21 protein-coding genes and 7 pseudogenes are annotated in these 26,177 nt (G+C 48.8%); 8 read left to right on the top strand and 20 right to left on the bottom strand.

What is annotated here, in order from left to right; all coding sequences use genetic code 11:
- Positions 1-3: 3 nt before the first annotated feature.
- From uilS to LPQ25_RS26255, 4 genes and pseudogenes are all read right to left on the bottom strand, one after another.
- Positions 4-861 (bottom strand): annotated as a pseudogene (uilS, locus tag LPQ25_RS26240) (UilS family quorum-quenching N-acyl-homoserine lactonase).
- 106 nt (positions 862-967) lie between these two features.
- Positions 968-1,584 (bottom strand): annotated as a pseudogene (locus LPQ25_RS26245) (recombinase family protein).
- Between the two features lie 118 nt (positions 1,585-1,702).
- Positions 1,703-4,660: a Tn3 family transposase gene (locus tag LPQ25_RS26250; protein WP_077250518.1), complete on the bottom strand. Its 2,958-nt coding sequence runs from the start codon at positions 4,658-4,660 to the stop codon at positions 1,703-1,705.
- Positions 4,661-4,673: 13 nt separating this feature from the next.
- On the bottom strand, positions 4,674-5,201 hold the full coding sequence (locus tag LPQ25_RS26255; RefSeq protein ID WP_004210220.1) for a cupin domain-containing protein: 528 nt from the start codon (positions 5,199-5,201) through the stop codon (positions 4,674-4,676).
- A 112-nt stretch (positions 5,202-5,313) separates the two neighbouring features.
- Here LPQ25_RS26255 and LPQ25_RS26260 point away from each other — a divergent pair, with 112 nt between their 5' ends.
- On the top strand, positions 5,314-6,327 hold the full coding sequence (locus LPQ25_RS26260) for a zinc-dependent alcohol dehydrogenase family protein (protein ID WP_004210218.1): 1,014 nt from the start codon (positions 5,314-5,316) through the stop codon (positions 6,325-6,327).
- 205 nt (positions 6,328-6,532) lie between these two features.
- On the opposite strand, the gene LPQ25_RS26265 is transcribed toward LPQ25_RS26260, so the two are convergent.
- Both LPQ25_RS26265 and LPQ25_RS26270 read right to left on the bottom strand, forming a co-directional pair.
- Positions 6,533-7,528, bottom strand: a complete 996-nt coding sequence (locus LPQ25_RS26265; protein ID WP_004225018.1) for an IS110 family RNA-guided transposase — start codon at positions 7,526-7,528, stop codon at positions 6,533-6,535.
- Positions 7,529-7,863: 335 nt separating this feature from the next.
- Complete coding sequence (locus LPQ25_RS26270; protein WP_004215186.1) at positions 7,864-8,811, bottom strand: DMT family transporter; 948 nt, start codon at positions 8,809-8,811, stop codon at positions 7,864-7,866.
- Positions 8,812-8,926: 115 nt separating this feature from the next.
- Between LPQ25_RS26270 and LPQ25_RS26275 the strand changes: the two genes are divergently transcribed.
- The 3 genes and pseudogenes from LPQ25_RS26275 (at position 8,927) to LPQ25_RS26285 (ending at position 12,802) form a co-directional block, all read left to right on the top strand.
- Complete coding sequence (locus LPQ25_RS26275) at positions 8,927-9,388, top strand: Lrp/AsnC family transcriptional regulator (RefSeq protein ID WP_004215188.1); 462 nt, start codon at positions 8,927-8,929, stop codon at positions 9,386-9,388.
- Between the two features lie 278 nt (positions 9,389-9,666).
- A pseudogene (pifC, locus tag LPQ25_RS26280) lies at positions 9,667-10,575 on the top strand (transcriptional repressor PifC); the annotation flags it as partial.
- A gap of 1 nt (position 10,576) precedes the next feature.
- Entirely contained in the window at positions 10,577-12,802 is a 2,226-nt protein-coding gene (locus LPQ25_RS26285) for a KAP family P-loop NTPase fold protein (protein WP_004215174.1), read from the top strand.
- Between the two features lie 48 nt (positions 12,803-12,850).
- Here LPQ25_RS26285 and LPQ25_RS26290 read toward each other — a convergent pair whose 3' ends face one another.
- Together LPQ25_RS26290 and LPQ25_RS26295 are read right to left on the bottom strand one after the other, a co-directional pair.
- Positions 12,851-13,750, bottom strand: a complete 900-nt coding sequence (locus LPQ25_RS26290; RefSeq protein WP_004225022.1) for a TIR domain-containing protein — start codon at positions 13,748-13,750, stop codon at positions 12,851-12,853.
- Positions 13,740-14,030 (bottom strand): hypothetical protein, encoded by a 291-nt coding sequence (locus tag LPQ25_RS26295; RefSeq protein ID WP_004213078.1) that lies wholly within the window; start codon positions 14,028-14,030, stop codon positions 13,740-13,742. Before LPQ25_RS26295 ends, LPQ25_RS26290 begins: the two co-directional genes overlap by 11 nt.
- A gap of 351 nt (positions 14,031-14,381) precedes the next feature.
- On the opposite strand from LPQ25_RS26295, the gene LPQ25_RS26300 reads away from it, so the two are divergent.
- Positions 14,382-14,588 carry a hypothetical protein gene (locus tag LPQ25_RS26300; RefSeq protein WP_004213077.1) on the top strand — a complete coding sequence of 69 codons (207 nt, stop codon included), beginning with the start codon at positions 14,382-14,384 and terminating at the stop codon, positions 14,586-14,588.
- Here LPQ25_RS26300 and LPQ25_RS26305 read toward each other — a convergent pair.
- Positions 14,578-14,871 (bottom strand): hypothetical protein, encoded by a 294-nt coding sequence (locus LPQ25_RS26305; protein WP_004213076.1) that lies wholly within the window; start codon positions 14,869-14,871, stop codon positions 14,578-14,580. The genes LPQ25_RS26300 and LPQ25_RS26305 overlap by 11 nt on opposite strands.
- A gap of 15 nt (positions 14,872-14,886) precedes the next feature.
- Complete coding sequence (locus LPQ25_RS26310) at positions 14,887-16,020, bottom strand: DUF3800 domain-containing protein (RefSeq protein ID WP_004213075.1); 1,134 nt, start codon at positions 16,018-16,020, stop codon at positions 14,887-14,889.
- A 607-nt stretch (positions 16,021-16,627) separates the two neighbouring features.
- Between LPQ25_RS26310 and vapB the strand changes: the two genes are divergently transcribed.
- Both vapB and LPQ25_RS26320 read left to right on the top strand, forming a co-directional pair.
- The gene (gene vapB, locus LPQ25_RS26315; RefSeq protein WP_004213073.1) at positions 16,628-16,858 is read left to right on the top strand and encodes a type II toxin-antitoxin system VapB family antitoxin; all 231 of its coding nucleotides are present in this window, start codon (positions 16,628-16,630) and stop codon (positions 16,856-16,858) included.
- Complete coding sequence (locus LPQ25_RS26320; RefSeq protein WP_004213072.1) at positions 16,855-17,298, top strand: type II toxin-antitoxin system VapC family toxin; 444 nt, start codon at positions 16,855-16,857, stop codon at positions 17,296-17,298. Before vapB ends, LPQ25_RS26320 begins: the two co-directional genes overlap by 4 nt.
- A gap of 13 nt (positions 17,299-17,311) precedes the next feature.
- Here the strand turns inward: LPQ25_RS26320 and LPQ25_RS27325 are convergent.
- Both LPQ25_RS27325 and LPQ25_RS26330 read right to left on the bottom strand, forming a co-directional pair.
- Positions 17,312-17,728: pseudogene (locus tag LPQ25_RS27325) on the bottom strand (restriction endonuclease); the annotation flags it as partial.
- Positions 17,718-18,025: pseudogene (locus LPQ25_RS26330) on the bottom strand (transposase); the annotation flags it as partial. The pseudogenes LPQ25_RS27325 and LPQ25_RS26330, both read right to left, overlap by 11 nt.
- A 416-nt stretch (positions 18,026-18,441) precedes the next feature.
- Here LPQ25_RS26330 and rmpA2 point away from each other — a divergent pair.
- Positions 18,442-19,079 (top strand): annotated as a pseudogene (gene rmpA2, locus LPQ25_RS26335) (mucoid phenotype regulator RmpA2).
- Between the two features lie 436 nt (positions 19,080-19,515).
- Here rmpA2 and LPQ25_RS26340 read toward each other — a convergent pair.
- From LPQ25_RS26340 to iutA, 8 genes and pseudogenes are all read right to left on the bottom strand, one after another.
- Positions 19,516-20,000: pseudogene (locus LPQ25_RS26340) on the bottom strand (GAF domain-containing protein); the annotation flags it as partial.
- A 90-nt stretch (positions 20,001-20,090) separates the two neighbouring features.
- Positions 20,091-21,011 carry a YdgH/BhsA/McbA family protein gene (locus LPQ25_RS26345; protein WP_004213934.1) on the bottom strand — a complete coding sequence of 307 codons (921 nt, stop codon included), beginning with the start codon at positions 21,009-21,011 and terminating at the stop codon, positions 20,091-20,093.
- A gap of 48 nt (positions 21,012-21,059) precedes the next feature.
- On the bottom strand, positions 21,060-21,551 hold the full coding sequence (locus LPQ25_RS26350) for a DM13 domain-containing protein (RefSeq protein ID WP_011251327.1): 492 nt from the start codon (positions 21,549-21,551) through the stop codon (positions 21,060-21,062).
- A gap of 62 nt (positions 21,552-21,613) precedes the next feature.
- Positions 21,614-21,889: a carboxymuconolactone decarboxylase family protein gene (locus LPQ25_RS26355; protein WP_004213932.1), complete on the bottom strand. Its 276-nt coding sequence runs from the start codon at positions 21,887-21,889 to the stop codon at positions 21,614-21,616.
- A gap of 83 nt (positions 21,890-21,972) precedes the next feature.
- Positions 21,973-22,401: a DUF417 family protein gene (locus tag LPQ25_RS26360; RefSeq protein ID WP_004902152.1), complete on the bottom strand. Its 429-nt coding sequence runs from the start codon at positions 22,399-22,401 to the stop codon at positions 21,973-21,975.
- Between the two features lie 37 nt (positions 22,402-22,438).
- Complete coding sequence (locus tag LPQ25_RS26365; protein ID WP_004213927.1) at positions 22,439-22,999, bottom strand: TetR/AcrR family transcriptional regulator; 561 nt, start codon at positions 22,997-22,999, stop codon at positions 22,439-22,441.
- Between the two features lie 41 nt (positions 23,000-23,040).
- Complete coding sequence (locus LPQ25_RS26370) at positions 23,041-23,301, bottom strand: YdgH/BhsA/McbA-like domain containing protein (protein WP_004213925.1); 261 nt, start codon at positions 23,299-23,301, stop codon at positions 23,041-23,043.
- Positions 23,302-23,967: 666 nt separating this feature from the next.
- Positions 23,968-26,169: a ferric aerobactin receptor IutA gene (gene iutA / locus LPQ25_RS26375; protein ID WP_004213924.1), complete on the bottom strand. Its 2,202-nt coding sequence runs from the start codon at positions 26,167-26,169 to the stop codon at positions 23,968-23,970.
- Positions 26,170-26,177: the final 8 nt, after the last annotated feature.

The raw sequence follows: 26,177 nt of genomic DNA on the forward strand, positions 1-26,177 counted from the left end.
AAATTACAGGTGCGTTTTAAACCATTCTGTCTGAATGCTGATAACCTGCTTAAAGTGCTCTCCTGCATAAATGTCGTAATGGCGGGCACTGCTTTCCTCATATAGCCTTTTTTCTTTGGCCCCCACCGCGTCAAATAAGGCCCGTCCCTGCTCCGGTGGATTAACCGTATCCTGACCAGCAATAACGATCAGGGTCGGGCACATCACCTGTGAGGCATTCAATGCGGGTTTGTACAGAAGAGTTTCGCGCACCGTAAGAAACGGTATTTTAATGTCCATCTTTGGGTACTGCGTTCTGTTTTCTTCGAAAAATGATTTTGATTCTGCATCGCTCAGTACCCGGTTGACACCCACGAACATTTCTTTACCTGTGTTCTTCTGCTTTTCAGCCATCTTGTCCAGGGTTGAAAGAAAAGCTTCTTTCTCTTCATTATTCATATTCCCGGTGACTATCTCTTCACCGTCTGCAAAAGCCAGCTGGCTGACAATACATTTGATTCCCGGGTCTCTGACCGCCGCACCAAATACGTGGCATCCCCAAATGATGTTCCCCACAGGCCAATACGCTGCGCATCAAGGGAGGGCTGTTCTCTTGCCCAGTTAACAACAGAGATAATATCGTCAATTTGCATAGCAGGAACCAAGCGGCCGCGTTCGCCGTCACTGTCCCGAAACCACGATAATCAAACGTGATGGTGGAAAATCCGGCGCGGGTAAATGCTTCAGCAAAATCAGGTAGCAGAATTTCTCTGATACCACAGAAGCCATGGCACAAAATGATCACCGGGCTTTTTGTACTGTCGGAGGAGAGCGAAGCGTCAGAACGATGCCGTCAGACAGTTTTTGTGTTGAAATTTCCATCAATATATATGTCCTTTTATCAAGTTAGTCATTAAAAGCAAAATTAATCCTCTGGAATCTTTTCTTCCTGCAATGCATGGTTAAGGTTTCGATAGCAGACGCTGTTTCACGATATTTTTTCACCAGAAAGGTTCCCGGCATCCGCGTTTCCGGCTGCTTTCCTTACGCGAAGAATGGTCTGCCGTGTAGTGCTAAACTCACGGGCAATAGACCAATACTTACTCCAGCGTTAAGACGTTCCAGCACCACCTGCTGCTGTACCCCATTGAGTGACGAAGGACGCCCGAAGCGTTTTCCCGAAGCCCTGGCTCTTGCAATCCCTGAATGTGTACGCTCAATCAGCAGGTCTTTCTCAAACTCAGCGACGGCCGAAATCACCTGCATGGTCATCCTGCCGGCCGCGCTGGTGAGGTCCACGCCGCCCAGCGCGAGACAGTGTACGCGAATACCGGACGCTGCTAGTTGTTCCACCGTTTTCCTAACGTCCATAGCATTTCGTCCAAGACGATCCAGTTTAGTGACAATCAGCACGTCACCATTTTCCATTCTGTCGAGCAGACGGGTAAATCCAGGCCGCTCACTGGCAGCAACCGAACCACTGATGTGCTCCTCAATCAGTCTCTGGGATTTGACGGTAAAACCAGCAGCTTCTATTTCCCTGCGCTGGTTTTCCGTGTTCTGCTCCAGTGTAGAAACACGGCAGTAGGCAAAAACGCGTGACATGATGAAAATTTCCGTCCGAAAAGGATGTACGAATCATAATGCATATCCGAAAGTAATTTCACTTACTTTCGGACAGTATTAAGACCCTGTGTACGAAACCGAACGGTTCTGGGCACCATCAGGCTGCCAGCGCCAGCCGTTGATCCATGTTCAGCTCGATACGTCCATACGGATTAACATGGTGGTATATCAATGGGGTCAGACCACGCCAGTCTTCTTCTGTCATTCTCTGCTGCCAGGCCGGCTCTGTCAGCACATTTTGAATCAACAGGGTATTGATATAGACCAGGCTGATTTGCAACAGGTGCAAAGAGAGCATCGACAGTTCCTGATCCGCAGGCCGGTTGCTGGTAAATTCTCCGTGTTCGCCATAAAAAATAAAATTATTGGCGCTGTTCCAGTTTTCCACGACGTTGAGACCCGCATTAATTTCGCAACGCAGTGACTCATCGTGTAAATAACGGCAGAGGAAGATGGTCTTAATCGCTTTGCCCAGCTCCGCGAGTGCCTTATAGGTTGGATGCTGAATGTTATTGCGGGTGAATCGTCGTAATATGGCCTCGGGTTCTGCCGTTCCGGTTTTAAGTGCCGCTGTATATTTGATTATCTCGTCATACTGTTGTGCAATAAGCTCCCAGTCGATCCCCCGGGTTAAAATCGGCGTAAGATGCGGGTACAACGATGTATCTTCCTTTTCACACACATACAGTTTCTGTCGGGCGATCGCTTTCAGGCGCGGCAATAGATCGAACCCCAGCACATCACTGAACGCAAAGGCCACCTCACTTTGTCCGTGGCTGTCCACATACTGGTGGTTAATTTCCATGTCGGTACAGTGACGCAGAACACCTTCCATCATGGCGGCCACCTCCGATGAGGAACAGCGGCGCAATTGTGAATAAATACAGGTGGAATGCGTATCCACATGCCAGTAAATCATCACGCCGCGCCCGCCATAGCGAGCATGCCATTCTGTCATCAGATTCTGATCATAAGCACCAAACTTTCGGGAGTCCGCCGCACAGGATGTCGTCGCATTCCCCCAGATAGCGGGCTGACGAATTCTGAAAATACCATTCACAATATGTGAAATCGCTGAGCGCAAAGCATCTTTCTGAATAAACCGCCGTTTAACGTAACGCAATTCATCATAACTGACGCGGGGTTGCTGGCTGGCGATACGTTTCAGCCCTACATTCGTTCCGAGGCCAAACAGACATAACAACAGGCGGCGTTGTAATACCTCAGGCTCCAGCACTTCCCGACTGGCCGATGTGCGAAATAACCACGAGAAATGTTCCCGTAAATCCACCTCCTTGAGTATGTCTATCAACTCCAGATCGGCCCAGCGCTGGCCAATCTCCTGCTTCAGCGCTGCGGTGTTGGGCGGCTCCGTTTGTTTATCCAGCGGCGTCAGGTGGATACGATTTTTCCCCTGTTCCCTGATGCGAAGTCTGGGATTATCCGGCAGGCCATTATCCAGCGTACCGAGCCACTGGCGCATCCTGTCTTTGATTTGATTAATAAAGGTTGTCGCATCAGTGGGTGCCTGCAACAGGGAATAATAATATGCGCGGTTAGTGGCAAAATCGGCAGGGAGATCTTCTGCCGGATCACGATAGCGATCCGCGCCGGTGACCCAGATTTCTTTGTTGCGCAGACTTTTGCGTAAAGCCCGTAATACACAAATTTCATAGTTGGTACGATTAATACGCTCTTCACCGGACTGGCTCTGTACGATGACAACATCCCGCCATTTTTTCTGAATAATACCGTCAACAGGCACATCACCCACCGCATAGAAATGCTGATTGCTGGTCCTGTTTTCCTTAATAATCTGGATAGCATCAATCACGGGCCGATAGAGGGCATTGCCGGACTGAAACTCAAGCCGGTCCAGTACCGGCATCAACATCCTGCGATAGTGGTTACCGTAAGAAGAACGCATGGATTCATGTACTTCCTGCTCAGTATTCACCCCTAGAGTTTTGAATTCATCGACCAGATTTTGCAGCATTTTCTGTGAGACAACAGGATAGACAACTTCCTTTATGACACCGTCTGGCTGGTCAACGGTAGCCTCGGCCATGCGGAATAGCAGACGCGCCTTGCCCCTGACCTTTTTAAACGCCGCAAACTGCTTTTTATCGACCTTTTTTTCAGCACGGGTACCGAGATTATGGATCAGCACCATCAACATCTCAATCAACGCATCGGTCAGTTGCTGGCGGCGACGCCAGCAAAACATAGCTACCATGCTGTAACGGATCGCTGAAGGGTGGCGACGAAGCTCCCTGATCGATTCACTGGCACACCGTTGTTGAAACTGGACGATGAATTTAGGAGATATGCCCTGAAAAATATTCGGCAGTAGCGCAACACCATCAAGGCATTTTAGTTGGGCGATGACGGAAAGGACATTCTCCAGACTGGGCCTTCCCGGGTCAGCTTTGAGGCCGCTGAATGTGACTTCGTTTACCTGGGCAGCGCCCGGTTCTTCGGCAGACAGTAGATGATTGATGGCAACCTTACTGTCGAGTGAAAGTCGGGTAAATATGGTGTTTTGTTGCTTTGTTTCGAACTGGTGTACAGCTGAACGTATAATCCGCTCCAGGTGCTCGGTGGCTGGCCGTTCAATCAGCTGTTCCTGACACCAGTCAGTAACAAGTTCACTGCCATGTACGGCCTGCGGATTTAACGGGAGGATAAATTCGGTTAACCAGGCGCTGAGTCGTGCGATATCAGCTTTACTGGGGAGTCTGACACCCAGATAGCGACGAATATGTTGTCGGTGTCGGTGTCGCTGAGCCTGCCGTCCCTGAAACGGATAGTTTTCAGGGGATACGGAAGCGCATCCGACCTGCTCAGCGATGGTGTGCACAATGCCGGAAGGGAAATCGTGTACAGAGTCGGGATAATGGCCCTGAACCTGTCGGAATTTTAGTTGAAGGGCAAATCCCAGACGCCCCGTATCGGTCATCCCCGGTAGCAGGGAAAGCTCGTCAGCAAGCAAATGCCACTCGTCCCTGTCATCAAAAGCCTTCTCCTGTAACAACATCCCAACTCCCTGAATCATCAATGGGTAACCGCTATGGTAACCATTTCACAGGTGAGTAATTTTTATTCAGATCCAGTTCAAAAAAGTCAGATGCCGCATTTTGCAGCTTCGCTCCCACTAGGCCCAAAAGTGGTGAACGGGCAGCGTCAGAGGGGATGACCACGACTGAGGGCAGCAGTGAAAGCAACGGTTCTGCTCCCGTAGTATCGAAGGAGAAATAGCCACAGAGAATATTGGCCACTTCGCCATCACCTCCAAAACTGAGACTATTACCTGAACATTCAGCAAAGATATCTTCGCACCATTGTGTTGGAGTAGAAGGGTTATCTACCAGAGAAAAAAGGGTCTCAGGCTTCACCAGGAACCCATCTCCTTGCTGCAGTTCAATGGAGTTTTCAACGCCTTCCACTATAAGCATTCCATGTCCAGAAACCATGAATCCAAAGCGAATTGAAGCACTTCTTACAAAGCTTATCCCCCACGGGGCATGCGGTAAAAGGCGTGAATAAAGTGCGCTTTTGAGACGCATAGCAGCAAATACATCATCGAGAGGATCCATTTTTTCCCTCTTTCATGGACGGTTAGTCAGTAATAATGTCTTTTCAGACATTCTACATCCAGTAAAAAAATTTTAAGGTAGCGACGTACTCAACAAAACCAAAGAGAGCAATATGCATAGCTATCGACTTGAGAGTTTCGGAAGTTTACAAGGACTGAAGTTAATTGAGGAACAGCAGCCAGTCCCCGGGCGTAATCAGGTTCTGATAAAGGTCCGCGCCTGTAGTCTTAATTATCGTGATCTGGCCATTCTGTACGGAACAGGCACATTAACCCCTAAAGCCGGGCTGATCCCTTTATCGGACGGGGCTGGTGAGGTCGTGGCTACAGGCGATTCTGTGGGCCTGTTTAAAAAGGGGGATCGGGTTGTGGGAACCTTCTTTCCTCACTGGTTTGGTGGAGCACGGGATGCCGCTGCAGGGAGAGGAACTTATGGCACTCAGGCCGATGGATGGTTAACCTCATACAAAGTGGTTGATGAAGAGTCTCTGGTTTCTGTACCTGATTACCTGAGCTGGGAACAGGCTGCCACTCTCCCTTGCGCAGCAGTTACAGCATGGAACAGCCTTCAACAGTCGCGGTCTGTATTACCGGGAGAGACTGTGCTTACCCAGGGCACAGGTGGAGTCTCACTGTTTGCGGTGCAGTTCGCCAAAATCATGGGGGCACGCGTTATTGCGTTAACGTCAAATGATGTAAAAGCACAGCTATTGTCGGCGCTTGGTGCCGATCATGTCATCAATTACCGACATTATCCTGAATGGTCAGTAAAAGTCCGGGAACTGACACAAGGCAGGGGGGTTGACCGTATTGTGGAAATTGGCGGGCCGGGAACCTTAAATCAGTCTTTACTCTCCGCAGCGCCGGGAGGGGAAATTGCTCTGCTGGGCTTTGTTGCACAGGGAAGTGCATCAGTCGATTTTATGACTTTGTTCAAAAGTGGCGCAACTGTAAGACCTTTCAGTGTTGGCAGCCGCGAGGATTTTGTCGCTATGAATCGGGCGCTGGTAAAAAGTCAGCTTCAGCCGGTTATAGACAGGGTATTCGAGTTTGAACATGCTGTTGAAGCATGGCGATATTTTGAAAGCCAGCAACATACTGGCAAAGTGGTCATCACGATGAATTGAAGCAGAAAGAGCCCTGATGCCCACTAAAGGCCGGGGCTTATGCCATAAGAGCAGACAGGTTTGTTCGTCGATGATGATTTCCTGCAGTTAAACGCCTCACCTCGATATTGTCTGCGTTTTACGAACTTCCGTTTTTCACTCATAGCGGACTGCGCTCACTTACTGCTGTGAGCGTTACCTTGAGTTTAATGCCAGCCAGGTATAGTCAGGTTGACAGTACTTGTTTCAGACCTTCGTCATTAAAAACGGTTCCGGTCTTCAGGACGCCATAACACCAGTGCACCAGTTTCCGCATCAGCGCGCCAATGGCTACCATTTTAGGTTTACCCCGCAGGCACATCTCATCGTAAATATTACGCATTCGCTTATTGTAGATTTTTCCGCACAGGGCGGACATGTAAAGCCTCGCTCTCAACTGAGGGGGGCCGATTTTCGACATCCGCGGTCGGCTCCGGACCGATGTGCCTGAGCGTTTCTCGATCGGCACCACGCCCAGAAAGGCGGCAGCCTGCTCAGCTGATGCAAAGTTATGGCTGCGAAGCTCGACCAGCATATGCATCCCCAACTGGGGACCAACCGATTTAATTGAGTTCAGCAGTGTATAATCACGCCTCAGTGCAGGGCTGGCTTTGATATGTGCTTTAATCTGCCGCTCGATATTACTTACCTCCTCGCGCAGAAGCTGCGCCATACGCCTGCAGGAACTGATAATATCTGCAGGTGTGTCTGTCGACAGGTATTTTTCCAGCCTGTTCTCCTCACGCAGGGCATCACCCAGCAGAACATCACGCCGTCGCAGGAGTGCAGCGAGATATCTGATTTCGGGGGACGGCGGCTCCCAGTGGTGTGGCTTCTTAAGGAATGCGTAACAGGCAAGCATATACGCATCCACCTTATCCGTCTTTGTCATTATTCCCATGCCGCGTGCAAACTCCCGACTGCGGTGAGGGTTGGCCAGAGAAACCCGGAAACCGGCATCATGTAACTCAGTGGCCAGCCGTTCGTGATAAACACCGGTAGCTTCCATCACAACATGAACATCCTCAGGACCGCAGTGCTGGAGCCTGAGCCAGCGAAGAATATTTTCAACTGAATGTCTGTTATTTTGGATGTTACGGGTTTTTATGCGTCCTTTGATACCGTCATACAGTATGCAAAGATCAAGGGTGTTTTTACTTACGTCAATGCCGACTGGAAACATGGTCAAACTCCTCTCACATAAACCGTCACGCCTGTTCGCCTTGTACATACGGAGTCGAGCTCCCGGTAACCGTTCAACCTGATGTGCTGGCGTGAAAGGTGAAGCGGAGGGCCATATGCTGCAAATCAAGGTTCAGCGGTGCTGGCTTTTCTGACCTTAAGTGAAGGGGGCGGCTCACTCAGCTTCAGTGGTGGTAGCTAATCACCACAAACTGTTAGATACAAGGGTGAAGGGATAGGTAGGTGATCCCTTTCTATCCCTCACTGGTATCGGCAGCTAACCCTCATTTCAACCGACCCACATTAACTGAAAACGAAAGCCTTTTCTTTAAATCCTCAGGAAGTCTCAGTATGCTCATGAATACCATTATTTGTTTGTGGTGAGCAATCCCGATGTTTGTTGGTTGCAGACACTCGCCGTGAGAAAAGAGTAAGAAATATCCCGGCAACTAACGGTATAATAAAGAGCATTGATTGAGTTGAAATTGCATATCCATATACATAGCTTTCCAGGCTTACCGCAATCAGAGGAAAAATAAGGAATACAAGTGAAGCCTGAAAGGCACTGGCCTTTTGCTGAAGTGCAAAGTAGCACAATATCCCAAAAACCCCGGCAAAAGCACCGAGATACAGGGTAGCTAATATTGAGTGTGCTGAGAAGGCTGACACCAGTGGTCTTTCGAAGAACCATCCTGCCGCAGAAAGTAACAATCCTGCCAGAAAGCACGGGAGCGCATTAAACGTTATAACAGAGACAGCACAGCTTCTTTTCTTGCATTGAGTATATATTATGGCATGGATGATTACGGCTGAAACAAGCGCAATGATTCCCTGCCATTGGGTCTCTGTGCTTGTTTTCGTTTCTTCGAGAAGAATGCCCGCCAGTGCCACTATTGCGATAGTTAAACCCGCAATCTGCATTGAGTTTGTTTTTTCATTCAAAAACAAAACTGATGCAATCAAAACAGCCACAGGCATGTTTGAAAATATAATGGAGGCAAGCCCGGAGCTGACATATGTTTCACCATAAATCATTAATGAGAAAGGAATGGCAAAATAAAAAATACAAATTACAAGCTGGAACAAGCGTTGTCCGCGTGGAAATAAAAGCGGTGTTTTTCTTAACCATGCAATGCCGATTAAGAATGGAGCTGCAAACATAAACCTCATCCCGGTTGCAAACACCGGAGGGATAGTTTCAGCGGCTATCCGCATAGCCAGCCATGTGGTCCCCCAGGTCAGTGAAACCAGCAGGAATAATACCAATATCGTCACTCTGCGCATAAGATACTCCCAGTAAAAGAAATTAATTTAACTTTTTAACGGGAGAAAAATATTGTTTTCTTCACTTTTATTTTATACTTTTAGAGAAAAATATTCTCCATCAGAAGGGGCGGTTATGCTGGATAAGAAAGATAAGGAGCTGCTCAGGCTGTTACAACATGACTGTACACTGTGTCTACAGGACCTGGCAGCGGCTGTCGATTTAACGCCGAATCCTTGCTGGAAGCGCATAAAACGTCTTGAAGATGAGGGGATCATCACTGGTCGGGTTGCTCTGTTGAGTAAGGATAAGCTTAACTTGTCGCTTACAGCCTTCGTGATGATAAAAACACAAAACCACAGCCATGACTGGTATAAACATTTCGTTTCGCAGGTCAATAGTATGCCAGAAGTGATGACTTTTTTCCGTACCACGGGAGAATATGATTATCTTCTTCAGGTAGTGGTTTCAGATATGAAGGGTTACGATAGTTTTTACAAAAAGCTGGTCAGCTCAGTAAGCGGATTGAGTGATGTAACATCCAGTTTTTCCATGGAGGAAATAAAATACACCACTCAACTTCCATTACCTAGTTAATGGTTTCGCAATTAATTGTCAGTCTCCATAAAACGACCGTTTTATGGACTCACTGTAGTGCTGATCATCAATCAAACGCTGTGTCTGACATTCGGTCAAAGCAAGCTGATGAGCAGCATCGCGACGACGCATGCGCTTTTCAATAACTGACTGAATGATGTTGATCCGACTGAGTTCTTTGTCTGTCATAGTCACCAACATAAGATCGCGGTCCTGTGCTGAGCAAAATGAAGGCTTAGCGTACACGACGCGTGTGAATTGTGCTGAGACGACAATAACGCTTTGTGTACCGGCATATCATTCTCGGCCAGACCTTCGGCACGTCAGTGCTCTCCCGCGACGAGCTGCGCTTTATGCTGGTTCATACCAGGGAGGCCTTCCTGCGCGGGCATAACAGGCTGGCAACCCTGCCGGCCCTGGGCACGCTGCTCGACATCACCCGTGACCTGCTGGCCTGGCAGGTGGAGCATGACCGTCCGGTGGATGACCACTACCTGAAGGGGATCTTCCGCCTGGCCGGCGAAAACTGGATGGAAGAGTTTGACCGGTTCCGGGCAGCGCTGCGCCCGGTCGTGGATCAGATGTATGCCGAGCATCTTTTGCGTCCGCTGGAGAGCGACTGTTTTGAGCTGGCTGACATTCCCGACGCTAACCTGTCTGAAATTTTCACCCTGCCGCGGCTGAAGACCATATTCCCTCTGGTCCTGCGCGGGCTGGGCTGGACAGAACAGAAGGCCACCGCTCTGGCGCAGGAGCTGCGCCCGGTTATTTCTGCCGTAACGGAAACCATCGGGGCCGGCACCCTGCGCCTTGATATCCGCATTGACGGCCAGCCCCCCGGAGAACGCCCGGGGGCCTGGTACACCACGCCCCGTCTGCACCTGCTGATCACCGGCCAGGACTTCGTGGTGCCGTACGGCTGGGAGGCGTTCTACGAACTGCTGGGCCTGTTCACGCTGTATTCCCGCCATCCGGAAGCCCTGGCGCACGGTCACCAAGGGGCGCGTGTGATGTTCTCCCCGCCCGGGCATGTATCAAAAGAGGGATTTTTCGGTATCGACGGCCTGCGGATTTTTTTACCGGCGGAGGCCTTTGAGACGCTGGTCCGGGAGCTTACCACGCGATGTGCGGAAGGTACGCTGGCGGAGGCCCTGACCGGGCTGCGCGGCCTTTACGGAGATCTGTAATATGAAAATACTGAGGCAACTGTGGAACCAGAAAGGGCTTGATGCGGCAGTTGAGAATGTACCTGAGGATCGATATGGCTTCAGAAATATTGCAGAAAATATCTCCCGATCCATTCTTTCCCTTCCACAGGAAGCTTCAAATGTGATCGGAATTGAAGGAGCATGGGGCTCAGGTAAAACAAGCCTTCTGAATCTGATACTGAAAAGTCTTTTTCAGCACAAGGATGGACACACGCATGTACTGCATGTTTCCCCATGGCTGAGTGGCAGTGATCCGGTTGAAGCGCTCTTTCTTCCTGTTGCCACGGTTATTCAGCAGGAAATGGAAAAACGCTATCCTCCGAAGGGCTTCAAAAAGTTCTGGCGTAAATATCTGTTGTCACCAGAAGCTCAGAAAGTGATTGAGTATGCTCAGGATACTTCATCGCGCGTTCTTCCGCTGGTTCAGTATATCGGGCAGTTTTCCAGCATCATTAACTGGATAGCAGGCGGGATAAAAGTATTTACCGAGAGTCGTCTCGCAGTTGATCAAAAAACGACAACAAAACTGCGGGCTGAAATTGCGAAACAACTGGTTACTCTGGATCTGAAATTCATCGTCGTTATGGATGACCTTGATCGACTTGAACCTTCCCAGATTGCTGAAGTGTTCAGACTGGTGAGGGCTGTAGCCGATCTGCCCCGCTTTACCCATATTCTCTGTTATGACAGGCAGATTATCACTCATGCCGTTGAGTATGCGCTGAATATAGAAGATGGCAGCCGTTACCTGCAGAAAATCATTCAGCTCAGTTTTAAATTACCCCGGCCTGAAGCCTTTGATTTACGCAATGAATTTCGCCAGCGGGCTGAGGCGCTGTATCAGCAAATTAATAATCAACCGCCAGACTCTGGAATGTCAGGGGATCTCGCCGCGGTGACGGATACGTATGGTGGCGCACTTTCGACGCCACGGGAGATCCATCAGGCGATTAATTCCCTGATTTTTCTGTATCCGGGGATGCGGGATTTTGTGTATTTCCCTGATTTGTGCCTACTCCAGCTTATCCGGGTGACAAACCCGGCCCTGTATGACTGGACAGAGCATTACCTGACAGAACGGTCCGTGATTGAAACCGGCCAGGGCATGCTTTCTGACCGAGAAAAGGCAGACTTCCGGGAGGAGCTTATAAGGTCTATGAAGACGTTCAGGGCATCCAATGCAGACTCGTTTCTGACGCTTGCAGACTGGCTCCCCGGTATCAGCGGACATGATGATGCACATCTGAATCTCTTTGAGCCCGTCAGTGAGGATTTTCGTCATATCCAGACGACCGGTAAACGACTCAGCAGTCTGACGCACTGGCGATATTATTATGCCTTCTCCTCACCCCAGAATGTTCTGCCCACTGATTTCTTTAATGAGCTTTTTAAGCAGGCAGGCGTACCGGAAAACCAGCAGCAGCTCTCTGAAAAGCTCCTTTCAAAAATCAACAGTGTGGGTAGTCTGTCCGGAACCTGGTTCGAACATATACTAAGCAGGCTGACACCGGGGCTGATTAAGGAACGTAATTTCGAAGAGTGTGCTGGGTTGATTCAGTTTTTCTTCGATCACACGGATGAGGTCAGCACTCGCTTCCGGATCCGTAACACATGGTTTTCCCTGCGTGAAACTGGCATTAATCAGGTTGTACGGCATCTGCTGAAGCATATGCAGAATATTGATGAGACCAGAACAGTCACGCAGATGGAAAAGCTGATTGTTACTGGCGCTTCGCCGTTCTGGATAGCCGATTTTATGCGGGATCTTATCTGGGAACACGGTCTTGCTCAAAATGCAGTACCTTCCCCTTCAGACGCTCTTTTCAGTCGCGATATTACGGAACGGTTGCGTGACAGATTTGCTGAACGCATGAGTCAGCCAGAACTTAAGCAACAACTTCTCCTGCGCCAGTCAATTCTCGGGTATCTCTACGCCTGGAGAGACATGAGTTCAGATGAAGCCGTGAAGCAATGGGTCAGAGAAGTAACTGCCACTGATGAAGGCCTCGTTAACCTGTTGATACGATTACAGACCAGTGTCTTCAGCTCTCACAGAGGGGCATATCGCCGGATTGCGCGTGACCAGGTCAGTCCGTTCTTTGATGACTGGTCAGCAGTCGAAGAGAAGCTGAAGGTTATGCTGTCCGGCAACGAGCTGACGCCGGAGCAGGAAGAACTCAAAAGTGCACTGGGAAATGACGACTGATCTGATAAAAAGGCCGCCTGGCGGCCTTTTTATTACTCAATAAGTGGATCAGGCGCTTAACGCTTTTTCCTTGTCAAAAGGAACACCGGCATACGTCAGCTCACTCAGCAGCTTGCGTTTCCATCCACCATGCTCATCAAGCTCGGTATAGAGTACGCCCGCGAGATCGGAAGGTATTTCGATATCTCCCTTCCTTAGTACCAGCACTTTCCCGCGCCCAAGCTTACCCGCGAAATATCCCAGTTCATACAGGACATTCTGGCGTGCACGCAGTCGTGTGTTTTCAGATGCCAGGGCATTTCCACTGTCGTCGGGTGTCATCAGCACTATGGCAAAGCTGACATCTCCTGACTCCGCTTCAAATTTCTCGATTACAGTCCTTGAGCCATCAGGACGTTCAGAGAGAATGATTTCCTCCAGCCCTATCCGGGATATAAAGCGGGCAACAGACTGAAGGGCATCATTATCATGGCCGTGAACAATAAAAATTTTGCGCGAGACCTGACGTATTACTACCGGATCAGGATCGGATTCATTCTCAACATACAGCTGGTAGTCGCGAACAAAAGTTACCAGTAACGAGGATGTGAACTTACGGACAGATTCAATAATTTTTCGGTCATAGAAAAACGTGTGGCAAAAATTGAATGCGAAATTATCGTTAACGGACATTTTCCTGATTAACAAAAGCTTCAGGCCTAAAATTTCACGCGGTTCTTCAGGCCACTGCAGGATGGCGGAGCCGGCCATACTGGATTCGGTTTCATGACTTTTCGCCAGAAAGGCGTCAAGATCGACATCACATGTCAGGCGTTCGTTAACAGCCTGTAGATTACCGTCGTTCAGGAGCCGGGCCAGTTGTTTCAGTGGTTGCTGATAGTTCTGTGCATCAGCACGCTGCAAATCATACACACAATTTTTGAGTGACTGAAAAATGTCAATTGCCATCCTGCCCGTTCTCCTGTCTTTGCTGTTCGGCACTATCCAGAATTTGCTGACGCAAATCCTCTTTCATGGCCTCGATCATGGGACTAATCATCGGATTAGCGGCATACCGTGAGGCTCGCTCCTCCAACATGCTGTACGCTTCCTGAATCGCAGTTTCAATGCTGACAGGATCGTTTGCATCAAAACTTACCGGATAACTACCGTTAAGGGTTTCAGCCGCTTCCTCAACTTCTTTCAATTGTTTCTGCAATTTATCTATACCTGTAATTTTTACGCCCAAATTAGCCTCCGCAGCAGTGAAGTTCCTCAGCCAGTTATAGATAACATTTTGAAAAAGGGAAGGAGTGGAGACAACTCAAAATTCATACGATTTTACTGAGATCCGGAACTACCTTTTTTCGGATCTGAGGAACGAAACAGAGACATTGCGAACAAAATAAGAAATAAAGTGAAAAATTATTGCAAAAACGGCATTAATGCGTAATCAACAAAGGTTCTGTCTTATTCAATACATAACGGCAATAAAAGGCGAAAAACGAATTTATTTTCACTTTTTGCGGAAAAGCGGCCTTTAAGTCCACTCGTCAACAGTAAATACCTGCACATCAACCCGGACATAAAGGAGAACACTATGTCTACATTTATCGCAGCAGTATTTACTGTCATCCTCACCCTCATCGCCATCGGTAAGTTCATCTGGGCCGTTGTCGTAGCGTACCGGAGCCTCACCTGGTTCTTAACCCACTTTGACGAGCTTCCCTATATCTGGACATGCAGCTGGCGATATTACCGCCGGTATATTTTCCGCCGTATCTACCGTCGCGTCTTCAGTCGCTGATTTCGTTATCCAGCGGCATGCCCAGCCCGGCCAGCCAGCACAGACAGCACCAGGTGGTGAACACCATCTGTGTCTGACCGGATTTCCATTTGCGGATAGTTCGTGGGTCCACCGCCAGCCGGTGGGCCAGCTCCAGGTCAGTCAGGGGGATCAGCCCCCGGACCACGGAAATGTCACTGACCGAGGGCGTCTGCCAGTACTTCGTGCTGACTAGGGTATAACCGTTGAAGGCGTGGGTTTTGATCAGCGAGTGGATCAGCGTCAGGTGCTCCTGATTTTCCATCGTGCTACCCGCCGGTCAGATGCTAGTGAAACCGGGAACCCGGTGCTGCAGACGGCGGGCTTCTTCCCGGGCCTGAAGTTCACGCCCTTTTTGCAACATGTCCGCCGTTGGCTCCGGCAGGGTCTCCATGAACGCTTTAAACTGTTTGCCGATCGCGTCCAGTGACACGCTGGAGGTGATAGAGGTATGCCGGTTGGTATAAACCAGGCGTGTCAGCGGCCGGGTTAGTTCTTTACCTTCCATAAAGCGTTTGAAGATCCACAGATAGAGATCAACCAGTTCCAGTCCGGCGCTCTGCGTACCAGACTGGAAGACCAGCGGTTGCTCTGGCATGTTTTTCATGTCCATCACCGGCAGACCTGGCCCCAGCTCCCATGGCTGAGCGCGAATCTGACGATAAAATACGCTCAACTCCCGCTGGGTGGTGTTGAACTGCGATTGCTGATCAACAATGATGCGGGCCTTGCGGTTGGGAGCGCCTAGCCGGTGGCAGATCCCATGAAGCACGGACTGAAAGCCAATCATGTTTGGCATGATCTGCAGTTTTTCTTTATTGGTTTTGCAGTTGTAGCTGAGTTCATCAAAGTGGGCCATTGCCCACGACAGCGCATCAGTCACAATTTCAATGAAACGGGGATCGCCCAGCATCCCGACACGTGAAAGCAGTACGCTGCAGACTTCCCCCAACAACGCCGCCGACCGGCCATCGTGGGCTTCCAGACGGGCGCGCCAGGCTTTTTCCGCTAGCTCATCATCAAACAGCCGGGCCAGATTTATCAGCAGGGGATAGCGAAGCGGGGTCCAGTAGGCCGTCCAGGGCACCACCGGATTCATCCCCTGGTCAAACACCTGATCGAAGAAGGAAATGATGGCGTGATCGCGTTTGACCACCTGCCAGATATCAAAGCGGATACGGTGCTTTTTCTGCAGAACCAGTAACGTATCGATGACGTTATCCAGGCGGTGCATACCCAGTTCGGCGGCGTGCAGTCGCACCACCCCCATTTTTTTACGCAGCGCAGCGAGGGCAGGCTCCGCGACAGTATCGAGATCATCGGGTGAGGACAGCACGCCGTAGGACAGTATCGGCTGAGTGCTGTCAAAAAGGTTCGGTCCGGTATGGCCGGTTTCATCAACATAAAAGTGCATCAGGACATCCTGTATCAGTGGCTCCGGTATGACGCCGGACGAGGGATAAAACTATATAGAGGCCTGCAGGTCGCTCAATTAAAGACTGTCAGCCCGGTGCCAGGTTTAATAGATCGCGCAAATCAGGTACTGTCCGGCATTATTGTAAATCACCATATCACCGGTCGGCAGCTGCCTGATGCCATTATCAGGCAACCTCTCACTTCCGAAAACATTAAATTTCGCCCGATTCAAGGCACGAAAACCCACTATTTATCTGATTTTAATTGGTTATTTAATTCCTTCATGCCATTTTCCCCACTTCCATTTTCTCGCCCAGGGTGACTTTTTCTGAAGGCGTTTACCCGCTGACCGGCCGTCAGTTCCTGTTATCTCACTGAATCGCAGGTTCAAACAGCCACCTCCAGCTGTGGTATTTTTCGGATCTGCGGTGGAGAAATGAGAAAACAGGATATGCACAGCATATCCATATTCCGCGCATCTGCATAGGGCAGACATACGCATATGCCAGTCATCTGCATATGCGACACCTATACAAACCAATCTGGCAGGCATATACTGCACATATGCACTCACACATCATGCATGATCAGTTGGAGGAACATCCATGCGCACAGTTTCGATATTTAAAAACGGCAATAACCGCGCCATCCGTCTGCCCCGGGACCTGGATTTTGACGGCGTCAGCGAGCTGGAGATCGTCCGGGAAGGGGACAGCATCATTCTGCGTCCCGTCCGGCCGACCTGGGGCTCGTTCGCGCAGCTGGACAGGGCCGCTCCGGACTTTATGGCGGAGCGTGAGGATGTGGTCAGCGATGAAGGACGCTTTGAGCCATGAAGAAAACCTGGATGCTCGACACTAACATCTGCTCGTTCATCATGCGCGAGCAGCCGGCAGCGGTGCTGAAGCGCCTGGAACAGGCGGTGCTGCGCGGTGATCGCATCGTGGTCTCGGCCGTGACGTATGCCGAGATGCGCTTCGGCGCCACCGGCCCGAAGGCCTCGCCGCGCCATATTCAGCTGGTCGACGCGTTCTGCGCGCGCCTCGATGCCATCCTGCCCTGGGACCGGGCCGCGGTGGACGCCACGACGGACATCCGGGTGGCGCTGCGCCTCGCCGGGACGCCGATCGGCCCGAACGACACGGCCATTGCTGGGCACGCTATCGCGGCCGGCGCCGTCCTAGTGACGAACAATGTGAGAGAGTTTGAGCGGGTGCCGGGTCTGGTGCTGGAAGACTGGGTGAAGAAAGCCGCTCTCTGCAGGGTAATTTCTTGAATTACCATGCAGGTTATTTCGGCGTGCCGCTTATTATGCCCTTAAGAGTGTAAAGCCTGTCGAACTGGGCATAAGGTTCCCCTGTTTCCGCTGCGTGTCGGAGTTTTGCGTCCAGAAGGTCGGGCAGAGCGATACCATGACTGAGTGAATGGTAAAGATCATAACCGCTGACACAGATCACCCGTTTTCCTTTCCCGAAGGCCGTCAGACCTTCATCAGTAAACCCCATCCATCTGATGAACACGCCCCGGGCCCACTTTGCCTTGGTGCTGAGTTTTCCTTCGAATACGTGCAAATCTGCCGCTGGCGTTCTGTTCTGATGCCACTTAGCTTCCAACAGGTAAAAGTCATCATTCAGCCGGAAGCTGCCGTCAATCTGCTCGCCCGGGTTACGGAATGACGAGCGGGGGGAAAGCTTAAAGATACTGAAATTCAGGCGCTTCGCGAAGTATGTCGCGGCCTTTTGGAGGATGGCCAGTTCCTCAGCCTGCTCCGCCAGTTGTCGTTTAAGGCGGACATTTTCAGCGGCCAGTTCGCTTTCGCGCTCTGACGAACTCATTTGTTGCTGCTGTTTACTGCGCCAGGCATAAAGCTGAGATTCGTACAGGTTGAGTTCACGGGCTGCGGCGGCCACACCGATGCGTTCAGCGAGTTTCAGGGCTTCGTTACGAAATTCAGGCGTATGTTGTTTACGGGGCTTCTTGCTGATTGATACTGGTTTTGTCATGAGTCACCTCTGGTTGAGAGTTTACTCACTTAGTCCTGTGTCCACTATTGGTGGGTAAGATTAATCTAATCCCCAAGGGTATTGTTGTTTTTAATAAAATTATCGTGATAATTATTTCAAAAGAGGGTATTATTAAAATAATTCCTAAATAAACAAATACCCAATTCTTTTTTATGAATTCTTAATCACACAGGGAAATGCTTTATTTATTTTTTCAAAGTAAAATCAATTTGTTACTACCATGCAAACACAAACACAAACCTTATTAAGCACATAAAATGAATAATAATTCATCATGAAACTGTAAACATTATGTTTCATGTAAAATGGTATTATGTTGCTTTAAAAAGAAATACATTTATAATTGAATAGATAAATTACTGGAGGCATCATTAGATAATGAAACTGGTGTTTCAATGGAAAAATATATTTACTTTATGTGCAATAAGGATGTTACATTAGTGTTAACTGATGATTATTATTTTTATTTCGGCCTAAAGCAGTTAACTGGACTACCTCTGGTTTATATTACGTATGAAGGCTCGATGGATAAACCAATAGTTATTAAGCAGAAAAGAAATATAAGAGTATTGGTTGATAGCCGGATTTTTTATTCAGGGAAATGGGATGGTTATAAAATGTTAAGGAAAACATTAAATATGATAAGTCAATGGATGTGGCTTGACATTTCGGGGGGGGGGGAGAAGTTTTATCCTAAAGGGTGTGATTATGACATCTATGTCAACATGCAAGGAAATTTAAAAAAAACATTGAAGAGCTATATTATGCATACTTAAAGAAAAATGTTAGCCGGATTGGAAATCATTACCCACAACTAACAAAAAAAGAACAAATCATTCTACAATGCTTACTCTCCAGGAGGGAGGGCATCCATGAATTAAAAAGCCGTCTAAAAATTGAAGAGAAAACACTATCGTGTCACAGATGTAAAATAACAAGAAAATTTGGTTGTAAAAGATTCATAAGATTTATGTATCTTTACAACTTAAATAAAGAAATAACTGATGAAAAATGGTGCACATCAAATACCTAGATAAAAAGGGAGGAGGAGGTGAACTATCCATCCATTATATTTATAATTCTTTTTCTATTTTATTTGTCAATTTATAATTTTTATTCTTACATAGCTCAAAGAAGGAGGTTGAGAAACATATTCCTATCAAGAAGAAGGAGGCGCAAAAAAAATAATCACCATAAAACGTCTCACACTCAATAAATAATATAATAATCATATATAATTAATGACAGTTTTAGTTGATATATAAGGATGCATTAAAGGTAAGAACACTATGAGATTGTATATCGTTACCGAAAACACTTACTTCTTTGCAGGAATGAAATGTATTTTCCGGACATCCAATATTATCTTTGTCTAATATCAAACAGTGATATACATGCATACCTACCAGACTCAAACACAATATTTTTATTAGATGGTGTGAATCATAAATTTTCGATAAAAGAGTATAGCCATCTAAAAAAGAGACAATTTTAAGATAATCGGTTAATTCAGCCATTTTACCGAATTGTACTGCCAGTTTATTTAATCACAGTTCGTCCTCTGATGAAAAACGGGAAAATGCGGGGCTGTCTATGTCCAGAGCACCAACGACGGTATTATTAATCCGGACAGGTAAAACGATTTCCGAGTTACTGGCTGTATCACAGACAATATGACCATTAAAACTATGGACATTATTTATGCACAGGATCCGTTCCTCTGCAACTGCCGTCCCGCAAACGCCGGAGCCTACCGGAATTCGGGCGCAGGCAATGTTCCCCCTGGAATGGTCCAAGAACAAGGATATCCTTCTCCAGCACATAAAATTATATTCTCCATACGGTTATACAGCAGCGAGCTGGTGTTAGCCATCATGGTAACAAAGCTGGTTTCTCCCGCCATTAGCGAACTTAAGTCACGAAATAAATCTCTGTAAGAAAAATCGGTGTTCATCTGTTATTCCCGGTGGCGATAATCCTGAACGTTATCCCCTTGCCCCTCAAGGATGGGGGATAACGTTCACTGCATAATAAAGCGTTTTAGTTATTCGTAGATATCAGCGTTACCAAAGGCATAGTTGTTATTACTGAGGCCGGTGATAACGTAATATCTGGCCCCCATTTGCGCCGCAGCCATGGCAAATTTCTTCTCCAGTTCTCCCTGAGTTGGCGCAGTTCCGCTGATGCTACCTATTTTTTTATGACCTGCCATCTGTTCTTCGGCCATTTTAATGGCACCTCTGGTCAGCTCCATTGAAAGTGCGTTATTTTGTTCTGGTATTTTTTTCTGAGCAAGTTTATACAATTCGCCTCTGTGCCCTGTGGTGGCCAGTTTTGATAAGGCTGAAGAAGGTTCATGGTCGAAACTTCGGACTGCGGTTCCTGTCACGCCCCACACACCGGAGGAAAATGGTGTTTCGTAGTCTCCTTCAGAAATATTTTTAATGCTGATGACAAACATACCATTATGACGGGTCAGTTTTGCCGTCATAAACTTCGCTGCAGCCCCGAGCCTGAGTTTTCCACTATCTGCTGTAACTTTCACAAGCTGGTCTGCAGCAGGAGCCCGGAAAAGAGCAATCTGTTCCGTTATGTCTACCGGTTTCCCGTCCTCAGTCATCAGACCTGTGAGATTAATCCCCTGTTCTGACGCCGGGGCAAAGAACCAGCCTTCTGACGCAGAGGCGGCATGCATGAAGGCAAAATGCAGATACTGTCCGTGATGTTTCTTCACCGGAATGCTGAATGAAACACTTTTGCCAGGCAAAGTGGCCCCCACGACCGCCCCGTCAGGGCTGTTGAATTGCCCAATAATTTCGCCGTAAGAATCTGACGACATGACGAGCCGGCTGGCTGCTGGCGTTTGCGCGCCGGATTTATCGCCGGCGACGGCGGCCGCAATACCGGAGGATGAGAGTAACAGGGCAGACACAACAGCGCTGGTTATAACGGTTTTCTTTAACATATTTAAGTTTCCTTGTAGTGATTACTCATAAAACAGAACCACAGATGATTATTGTCCGGCCTCATGCCGGTATTCAGCAGAGCCAATAAATTTGGAGAACCGTTCACACCATATCTGAACGGTGGTGAATTCATTGACGTTAACACTGTCAGGAATACTCTTTCTGAAATTACCAAAGTTTTTGAGTTCTCCAATCAGCACGGCCTCTTTTTTCATTTCCAGAAAAGAACTCTTATCTACCGCCTGTTTTTTCGTCAGATAGATTTTGTAATCCGGCCCGGGCGCTACTTCACCTTTGAAGGCGATTTCGTTATCGGTAACGTAAAGCTCGCCCTCTGCCCAGTGAAGAACATCGCTGCCTTTCTGATTACGTTTAAAATCACCCTTATATTTTGCCAGCTTCCGCACATCGTTGATTTCGTTCAGCGAAGCATTTTCCTGGGCAGTCAGTATCGGCAGCAGATAAATCCCCAGGCCGGTACCCGCTCCCAGAACAGCCAGGTGTGAAATTAGCAGGATAACTTTAAGTCTGGTCTTCATTTTTTCCTCCATGAGTTGATAACAGCTTACCTGCCATCGTTATATACTTCATTATATATGCTTTACTGATTTATGGCTTCCATCACATGTGATGAATAAACTACTGCGGCGCCCGCGTTCAGGGAAACAGCCACGGCCAGCGCAGCGGCGATTTCTTCTCTGGATGCACCGGCTTTCAGGGCCGCCTGTGAGTGAATACTGATGCAGCCGTCGCACCGGGTCGTTACGGCGACCGCCAGGGAAATCAGCTCCTGTGTTTTCTGGTCCAGCACGCCCTGACGATTGGCAAATTCAGCGATAGTCTGATAGACCTTCAGGGGTTCAGGGATCTCAGTCACGAGTGAGCCGACATTTTTAGGTTTTTTCTTTATTCATTCCAGTTCATGTTCATAATTTTTCCTTTGGGTTACAGGGAGGGCTTTCAGGCCCTGATAGTTAAATATCTTTTCAGGTCATGTTTCAGCAGGACAGCACCGGCACCGATTAACAGAACATCTTTTATGATGAAGCTGTCAATTTTCCCCAGTTGTGGCAGCAAACTCAGTGTGGTGATACCTGTGACGATAACGATGATATCCCCCAGCACGCCGGCAGCAGGTCTGAAGAAACCGATAATCAGTGCCAGAAAGGTAAGCGTTTCCATTACGCCGAGGAAGTAGCTCCCCCCGTGGACACCAAAGAGGATATACAGGATATTCAGCCATGTTGAGGAAATAATAGGTTCGAGGGCCATCACTTCAAAATCAAACCATTTATAGGTCCCGAACAACATAAATATCGTGATAACCGACAGGCGAAGAATAACCATGTCGTTGTCTGAGCGGATAAAACTTTTGAAAAAATTTTTCATTCTATTCTCCAGGCAAAAAACTATGCCCTGTCAGAAATCAGGTACGGGCATCAAGCATCATCATTAAAGCGTCAACGGCACCGGTATAGGCATCATGAGGAGGGATCCGGTTCAGCATCAGCGCGCCCTTCAGTGCGGAGCAGACAATGATGGCAAGCTCATCAGGAGGGACGACAGACCTGAGCTCGCCGCTTTTCTGCCCGGAAGCAAGGACGTTTTTCAGTATTAGCATCTCCGTCTGTGCCAGGCAGCTGACAGCTTTCTGCAGTTCAGAGGAGAACTGGTGACTGTCCGACAGCATGGCGTAAACGCCGCACATTTCCTCTCTCTCTGCACAGCCGGCAAACGCGTCGAGATACGCCCTGAGGCGTTGTACCCCCGGAGGAATATCATGGAGGGCGGCATCAAGCTGACTAAACACCCCTGTTTTGTATTCGCAGTAGGCCAAACCCAGATCGGTTTTCCCGGGAAAATGGTGGTGGATACTGGCTTTTCTGATACCAATCTCTTTTTCCAGGTCGGCATAGCTGAAACCCAGAAATCCGCGTTGCTGAATTAAGGTATCCGTCAGGCGAAGTATTTTGTCGTAAGTAGACACCGCATTTTCCTGTTATGTATGAAGGGCACTGTATACGTACCTTAGCGGTAGATAACGGCGGTTCCGTAAAATTTATTTTTACCGTCAAGCGAAGTGATACGGAAGTAAGAGGCCCCGGCCTGCTCTACTCTGGCTTTAAGCGCAGCGGTCACTTCGTCTAGCGTTGACAGATTGCCGGCAGAAATATGGCCTGACGGCATCAGACCCGCAGCGTCCTGACGGTTAATTTCATCTGCGGCGGCTGCGTAGCTGGCCAGGGTAAGAGCAAGTGCGGCAACGGTGGTATGGATAATGCGTTTCATGGACGATCTCTCCTGGTGATTAAGTATACCTGCATCCTACCTATCAATAGATAGGTAGGCAAGGAATATTTATAAAAAATAAGAGGGATGAGATATATTCATTTGTTTTTATTGCTTTTTTCCAAAACTAAAAAAAGCATGACTGGCTCAACTTACCAGTAACATCCTGAATATCACACGATGTCAGTCAGTGTTACAGGTAACGGATTCGTGGATGGAAAAGAGGTTTCACTGGCAGTGACGGAAATTTCGGCGGTTCCGGCGTAGAACCCCATTATGATTAGTGGATACGCCCCTACATTTCCAGACAGCTGTTATCACTTAATCTATTACTGGCCCGCAGCCGTAGATATTCTAGCCACGGTGGTAACGAGTATCCGGAAGAGATTCCACTCACACTCTTTCAATCCTATTGCAAAAGCTGATTTACTCAACAGGATTAAAAGAGGGAGTTTGATACAATTTATTTCACTTTTTGTTAGAATACTAATTCTTTTCTTGTATTTTTTTGAGGAAATGAGCACGGAATACGACATAATCTTAATCTGTAGTCAGTAAAGAGTCTATCCTCCCTGACTACAGATTATGTCGTGTATTATATGATATCAACTTGGCTGTCAGCGGCCATGTTGATATCAGCGTACCTTTGTTGTAAAGGAATACCGGTCAGAACAGCACAGAGTAGTTCAGACCAAAGGTTCGGCCCCTGCCTTTGTAGTCGTACAGTGACGCTGGGCCGTAACCCGGGCTGTAGTACAGTGGTGCACGCTGCCCCCAGACAGTGGTGTAGTCACGGTCGAAGAGGTTTTCAATGCTGAAGCTGAGTGTACCCACCGGAAGCTGATAACTGCCGAGCAGATCCACGGTGGTATAGCCATCGACCTTGTAGCCCTGCGCGTCGCTCACGTCAAAGGAGGTGGTGCTCTGCACGCGCAGACTCCACGGGTCCGGTGCCCAGCCAATGTAGGCTGTCGCTTTTGATGGGCTTGCTGTCTTCACATCGTATTTCTGCCAGGTACCGTTCACTTTCGACTCAGTTTTCAGCACGTTGAAGTTCACTCCGGTACTCCAGTCAGTATCAGGAATCAGGTAGTCCACCGCACCTTCCACGCCGTAAATACGGCGTTTGTCGTCCACCACGCTGATGGTCAGATCTTTATTCGCCACCACGCTCTTATCAGAAATCGAATAGTAGGCCGCGATTTGGGTGCGCAGATTATTGCCAGTAAAGCGCCAGCCCAGCTCATAAGAATCGACTTTCACGCCTTCCAGCTTGCTGTCGCTGACGTTCACACTCTTTGTTAGAGGAAGATGGCCGTTCACTGCAGCACCATAGATGCCGCGACCATAGTATTTACCCGGGTCCGGCAGCTCCACGCCCTGGGAGAAGTTGAGCCATGCCTGCTGGCGTTCGGTGATGTGCATCAGCAGACCGGCGTTGAACAGGAAGTTGTCGTAATCGACTGAGCCGCCAGGAATGGCGTCGGCGGATGTAGCCTTCCCGGCGGCAATCTGCCGTTGCTGCGCGTAGCCGATGAAATCATCAATCTTGTTTTCAGTGTACTGATAGCGTACGCCACCGTTGAGGGTAAAGAGATTATTGATGTCATAGCCTGATTGCAGGAAGGCCGCTAGGTTGGTGATGTCATACGACGGATAGCGCCCGGTGGTGTAAATCTTCTTGTTGTTCAGCCCTCCGGAAGCGCTTGCCTGAGCCAGGTCGAAGAACATCTGGTTGGAGGTAAAGCGCTCATGATCAGCATCCAGCCCCCAGGTGATTTGCCAGCCGTCCATCGGTTTGCTGTTCAGAGTCAGTTTCATGCCGTACTGGTCGGTGTCCTGCTGTGACGAAGAGAAAGCCGTCACCTGTTTGTTCGCATTTACCGTCGGGAACGGGTAGAATCGCAACGACTCATCGCGGTAGTAAACCTGACCGACCAGCTCCTGTCCCAGGAAAGCGCTGTCAGAGTACTGCAGGCTGATCAAATGCCGCTCAGTGCCGGGAATACGGTCGGAATTCAGCCCGTTACTGACGAATGGCGTGCTGGTCCCTCTGATGGCAGAGAAGCCTTTCCCGAGATTAAGCCCGTAATCGTCGTCGCCCTGGCTTTTATAGTACTGTGTGATCAACTGAAGCTGCCGGGATTCATCGATGTTCAGCGTACCAGTTCCCATGATGTCCAGCCGATCGGAGTACTGCAGGCCGGTCTGGGTGTTATCAAGCAGGGTGGCATCGCCGTTACCGTCAAACCAGCCGCCAAATTTCTGATATGCCACGGAAAGACGTCCGGAAATATGCTCATTTCCGCCGGAGACAGCTCCGGCAATGCGTTCATCGTGATCTTTACTGCTGCTAAAGCCACTTTTGGTGCCAGCCTCAAACTCCATTATGGTTTCCGGCTGGCCTTTTTTGGTCACGATGTTGATCAGGCCACCGGTACTGCCGCCGCCGTACAGGGACGTCGCACCGGAGATCACTTCAATACGGTCGATATTAAAAGGATCTATAGAGTCCAGTTGTCGGCTGTCGGTACGTGAAGAGTTGAGACGTACGCCGTCAACCAGCACGACCAGAGGGCGGCCACGCACATTCATACCGTAGTTGGTGCGGCTTCGGCTGCTGACGTCAAGGCCAGGGATCAGCTGAGCCAGTGCGTCTTTAAGCTCTTTGCCGCCCTGAATCTGCTGTTCCAGTTCGGCGTTTTCGATAACCCAGGTGGTTTGCGCCATCTCCGCTACGGTGCGATTGCTGCGGTTGGCAGACACCACGAACGTTTCATCATCGGTTTGTTGAGCGACTGCTGGCGCCATCATGGTAAGAAGCAGTGGGTTGAGAGCCCAAAGCGTATACTTTTTGCTTATCATCATTATTCCTC

Source organism: Klebsiella sp. KPN54798 (genome assembly GCF_021184225.1).
In the GTDB taxonomy this organism is placed as follows: Bacteria; Pseudomonadota; Gammaproteobacteria; order Enterobacterales; family Enterobacteriaceae; genus Klebsiella; species Klebsiella pneumoniae.

Excerpts from the sequence above, each read along its gene's own strand:
- LPQ25_RS26250 (WP_077250518.1), bottom strand. The coding sequence starts at position 4,660 with ATGATTCAGGGAGTTGGGATGTTGTTACAGGAGAAGGCTTTTGATGAC.
- LPQ25_RS26255 (WP_004210220.1), bottom strand. The coding sequence starts at position 5,201 with ATGGATCCTCTCGATGATGTATTTGCTGCTATGCGTCTCAAAAGCGCA.
- LPQ25_RS26260 (WP_004210218.1), top strand. The coding sequence starts at position 5,314 with ATGCATAGCTATCGACTTGAGAGTTTCGGAAGTTTACAAGGACTGAAG.
- LPQ25_RS26265 (WP_004225018.1), bottom strand. The coding sequence starts at position 7,528 with ATGTTTCCAGTCGGCATTGACGTAAGTAAAAACACCCTTGATCTTTGC.
- LPQ25_RS26270 (WP_004215186.1), bottom strand. The coding sequence starts at position 8,811 with ATGCGCAGAGTGACGATATTGGTATTATTCCTGCTGGTTTCACTGACC.
- LPQ25_RS26275 (WP_004215188.1), top strand. The coding sequence starts at position 8,927 with ATGCTGGATAAGAAAGATAAGGAGCTGCTCAGGCTGTTACAACATGAC.
- LPQ25_RS26285 (WP_004215174.1), top strand. The coding sequence starts at position 10,577 with ATGAAAATACTGAGGCAACTGTGGAACCAGAAAGGGCTTGATGCGGCA.
- LPQ25_RS26290 (WP_004225022.1), bottom strand. The coding sequence starts at position 13,750 with ATGGCAATTGACATTTTTCAGTCACTCAAAAATTGTGTGTATGATTTG.
- LPQ25_RS26300 (WP_004213077.1), top strand. The coding sequence starts at position 14,382 with ATGTCTACATTTATCGCAGCAGTATTTACTGTCATCCTCACCCTCATC.
- LPQ25_RS26305 (WP_004213076.1), bottom strand. The coding sequence starts at position 14,871 with ATGGAAAATCAGGAGCACCTGACGCTGATCCACTCGCTGATCAAAACC.
- LPQ25_RS26310 (WP_004213075.1), bottom strand. The coding sequence starts at position 16,020 with ATGCACTTTTATGTTGATGAAACCGGCCATACCGGACCGAACCTTTTT.
- vapB (WP_004213073.1), top strand. The coding sequence starts at position 16,628 with ATGCGCACAGTTTCGATATTTAAAAACGGCAATAACCGCGCCATCCGT.
- LPQ25_RS26320 (WP_004213072.1), top strand. The coding sequence starts at position 16,855 with ATGAAGAAAACCTGGATGCTCGACACTAACATCTGCTCGTTCATCATG.
- LPQ25_RS26345 (WP_004213934.1), bottom strand. The coding sequence starts at position 21,011 with ATGTTAAAGAAAACCGTTATAACCAGCGCTGTTGTGTCTGCCCTGTTA.
- LPQ25_RS26350 (WP_011251327.1), bottom strand. The coding sequence starts at position 21,551 with ATGAAGACCAGACTTAAAGTTATCCTGCTAATTTCACACCTGGCTGTT.
- LPQ25_RS26360 (WP_004902152.1), bottom strand. The coding sequence starts at position 22,401 with ATGAAAAATTTTTTCAAAAGTTTTATCCGCTCAGACAACGACATGGTT.
- LPQ25_RS26370 (WP_004213925.1), bottom strand. The coding sequence starts at position 23,301 with ATGAAACGCATTATCCATACCACCGTTGCCGCACTTGCTCTTACCCTG.
- iutA (WP_004213924.1), bottom strand. The coding sequence starts at position 26,169 with ATGATGATAAGCAAAAAGTATACGCTTTGGGCTCTCAACCCACTGCTT.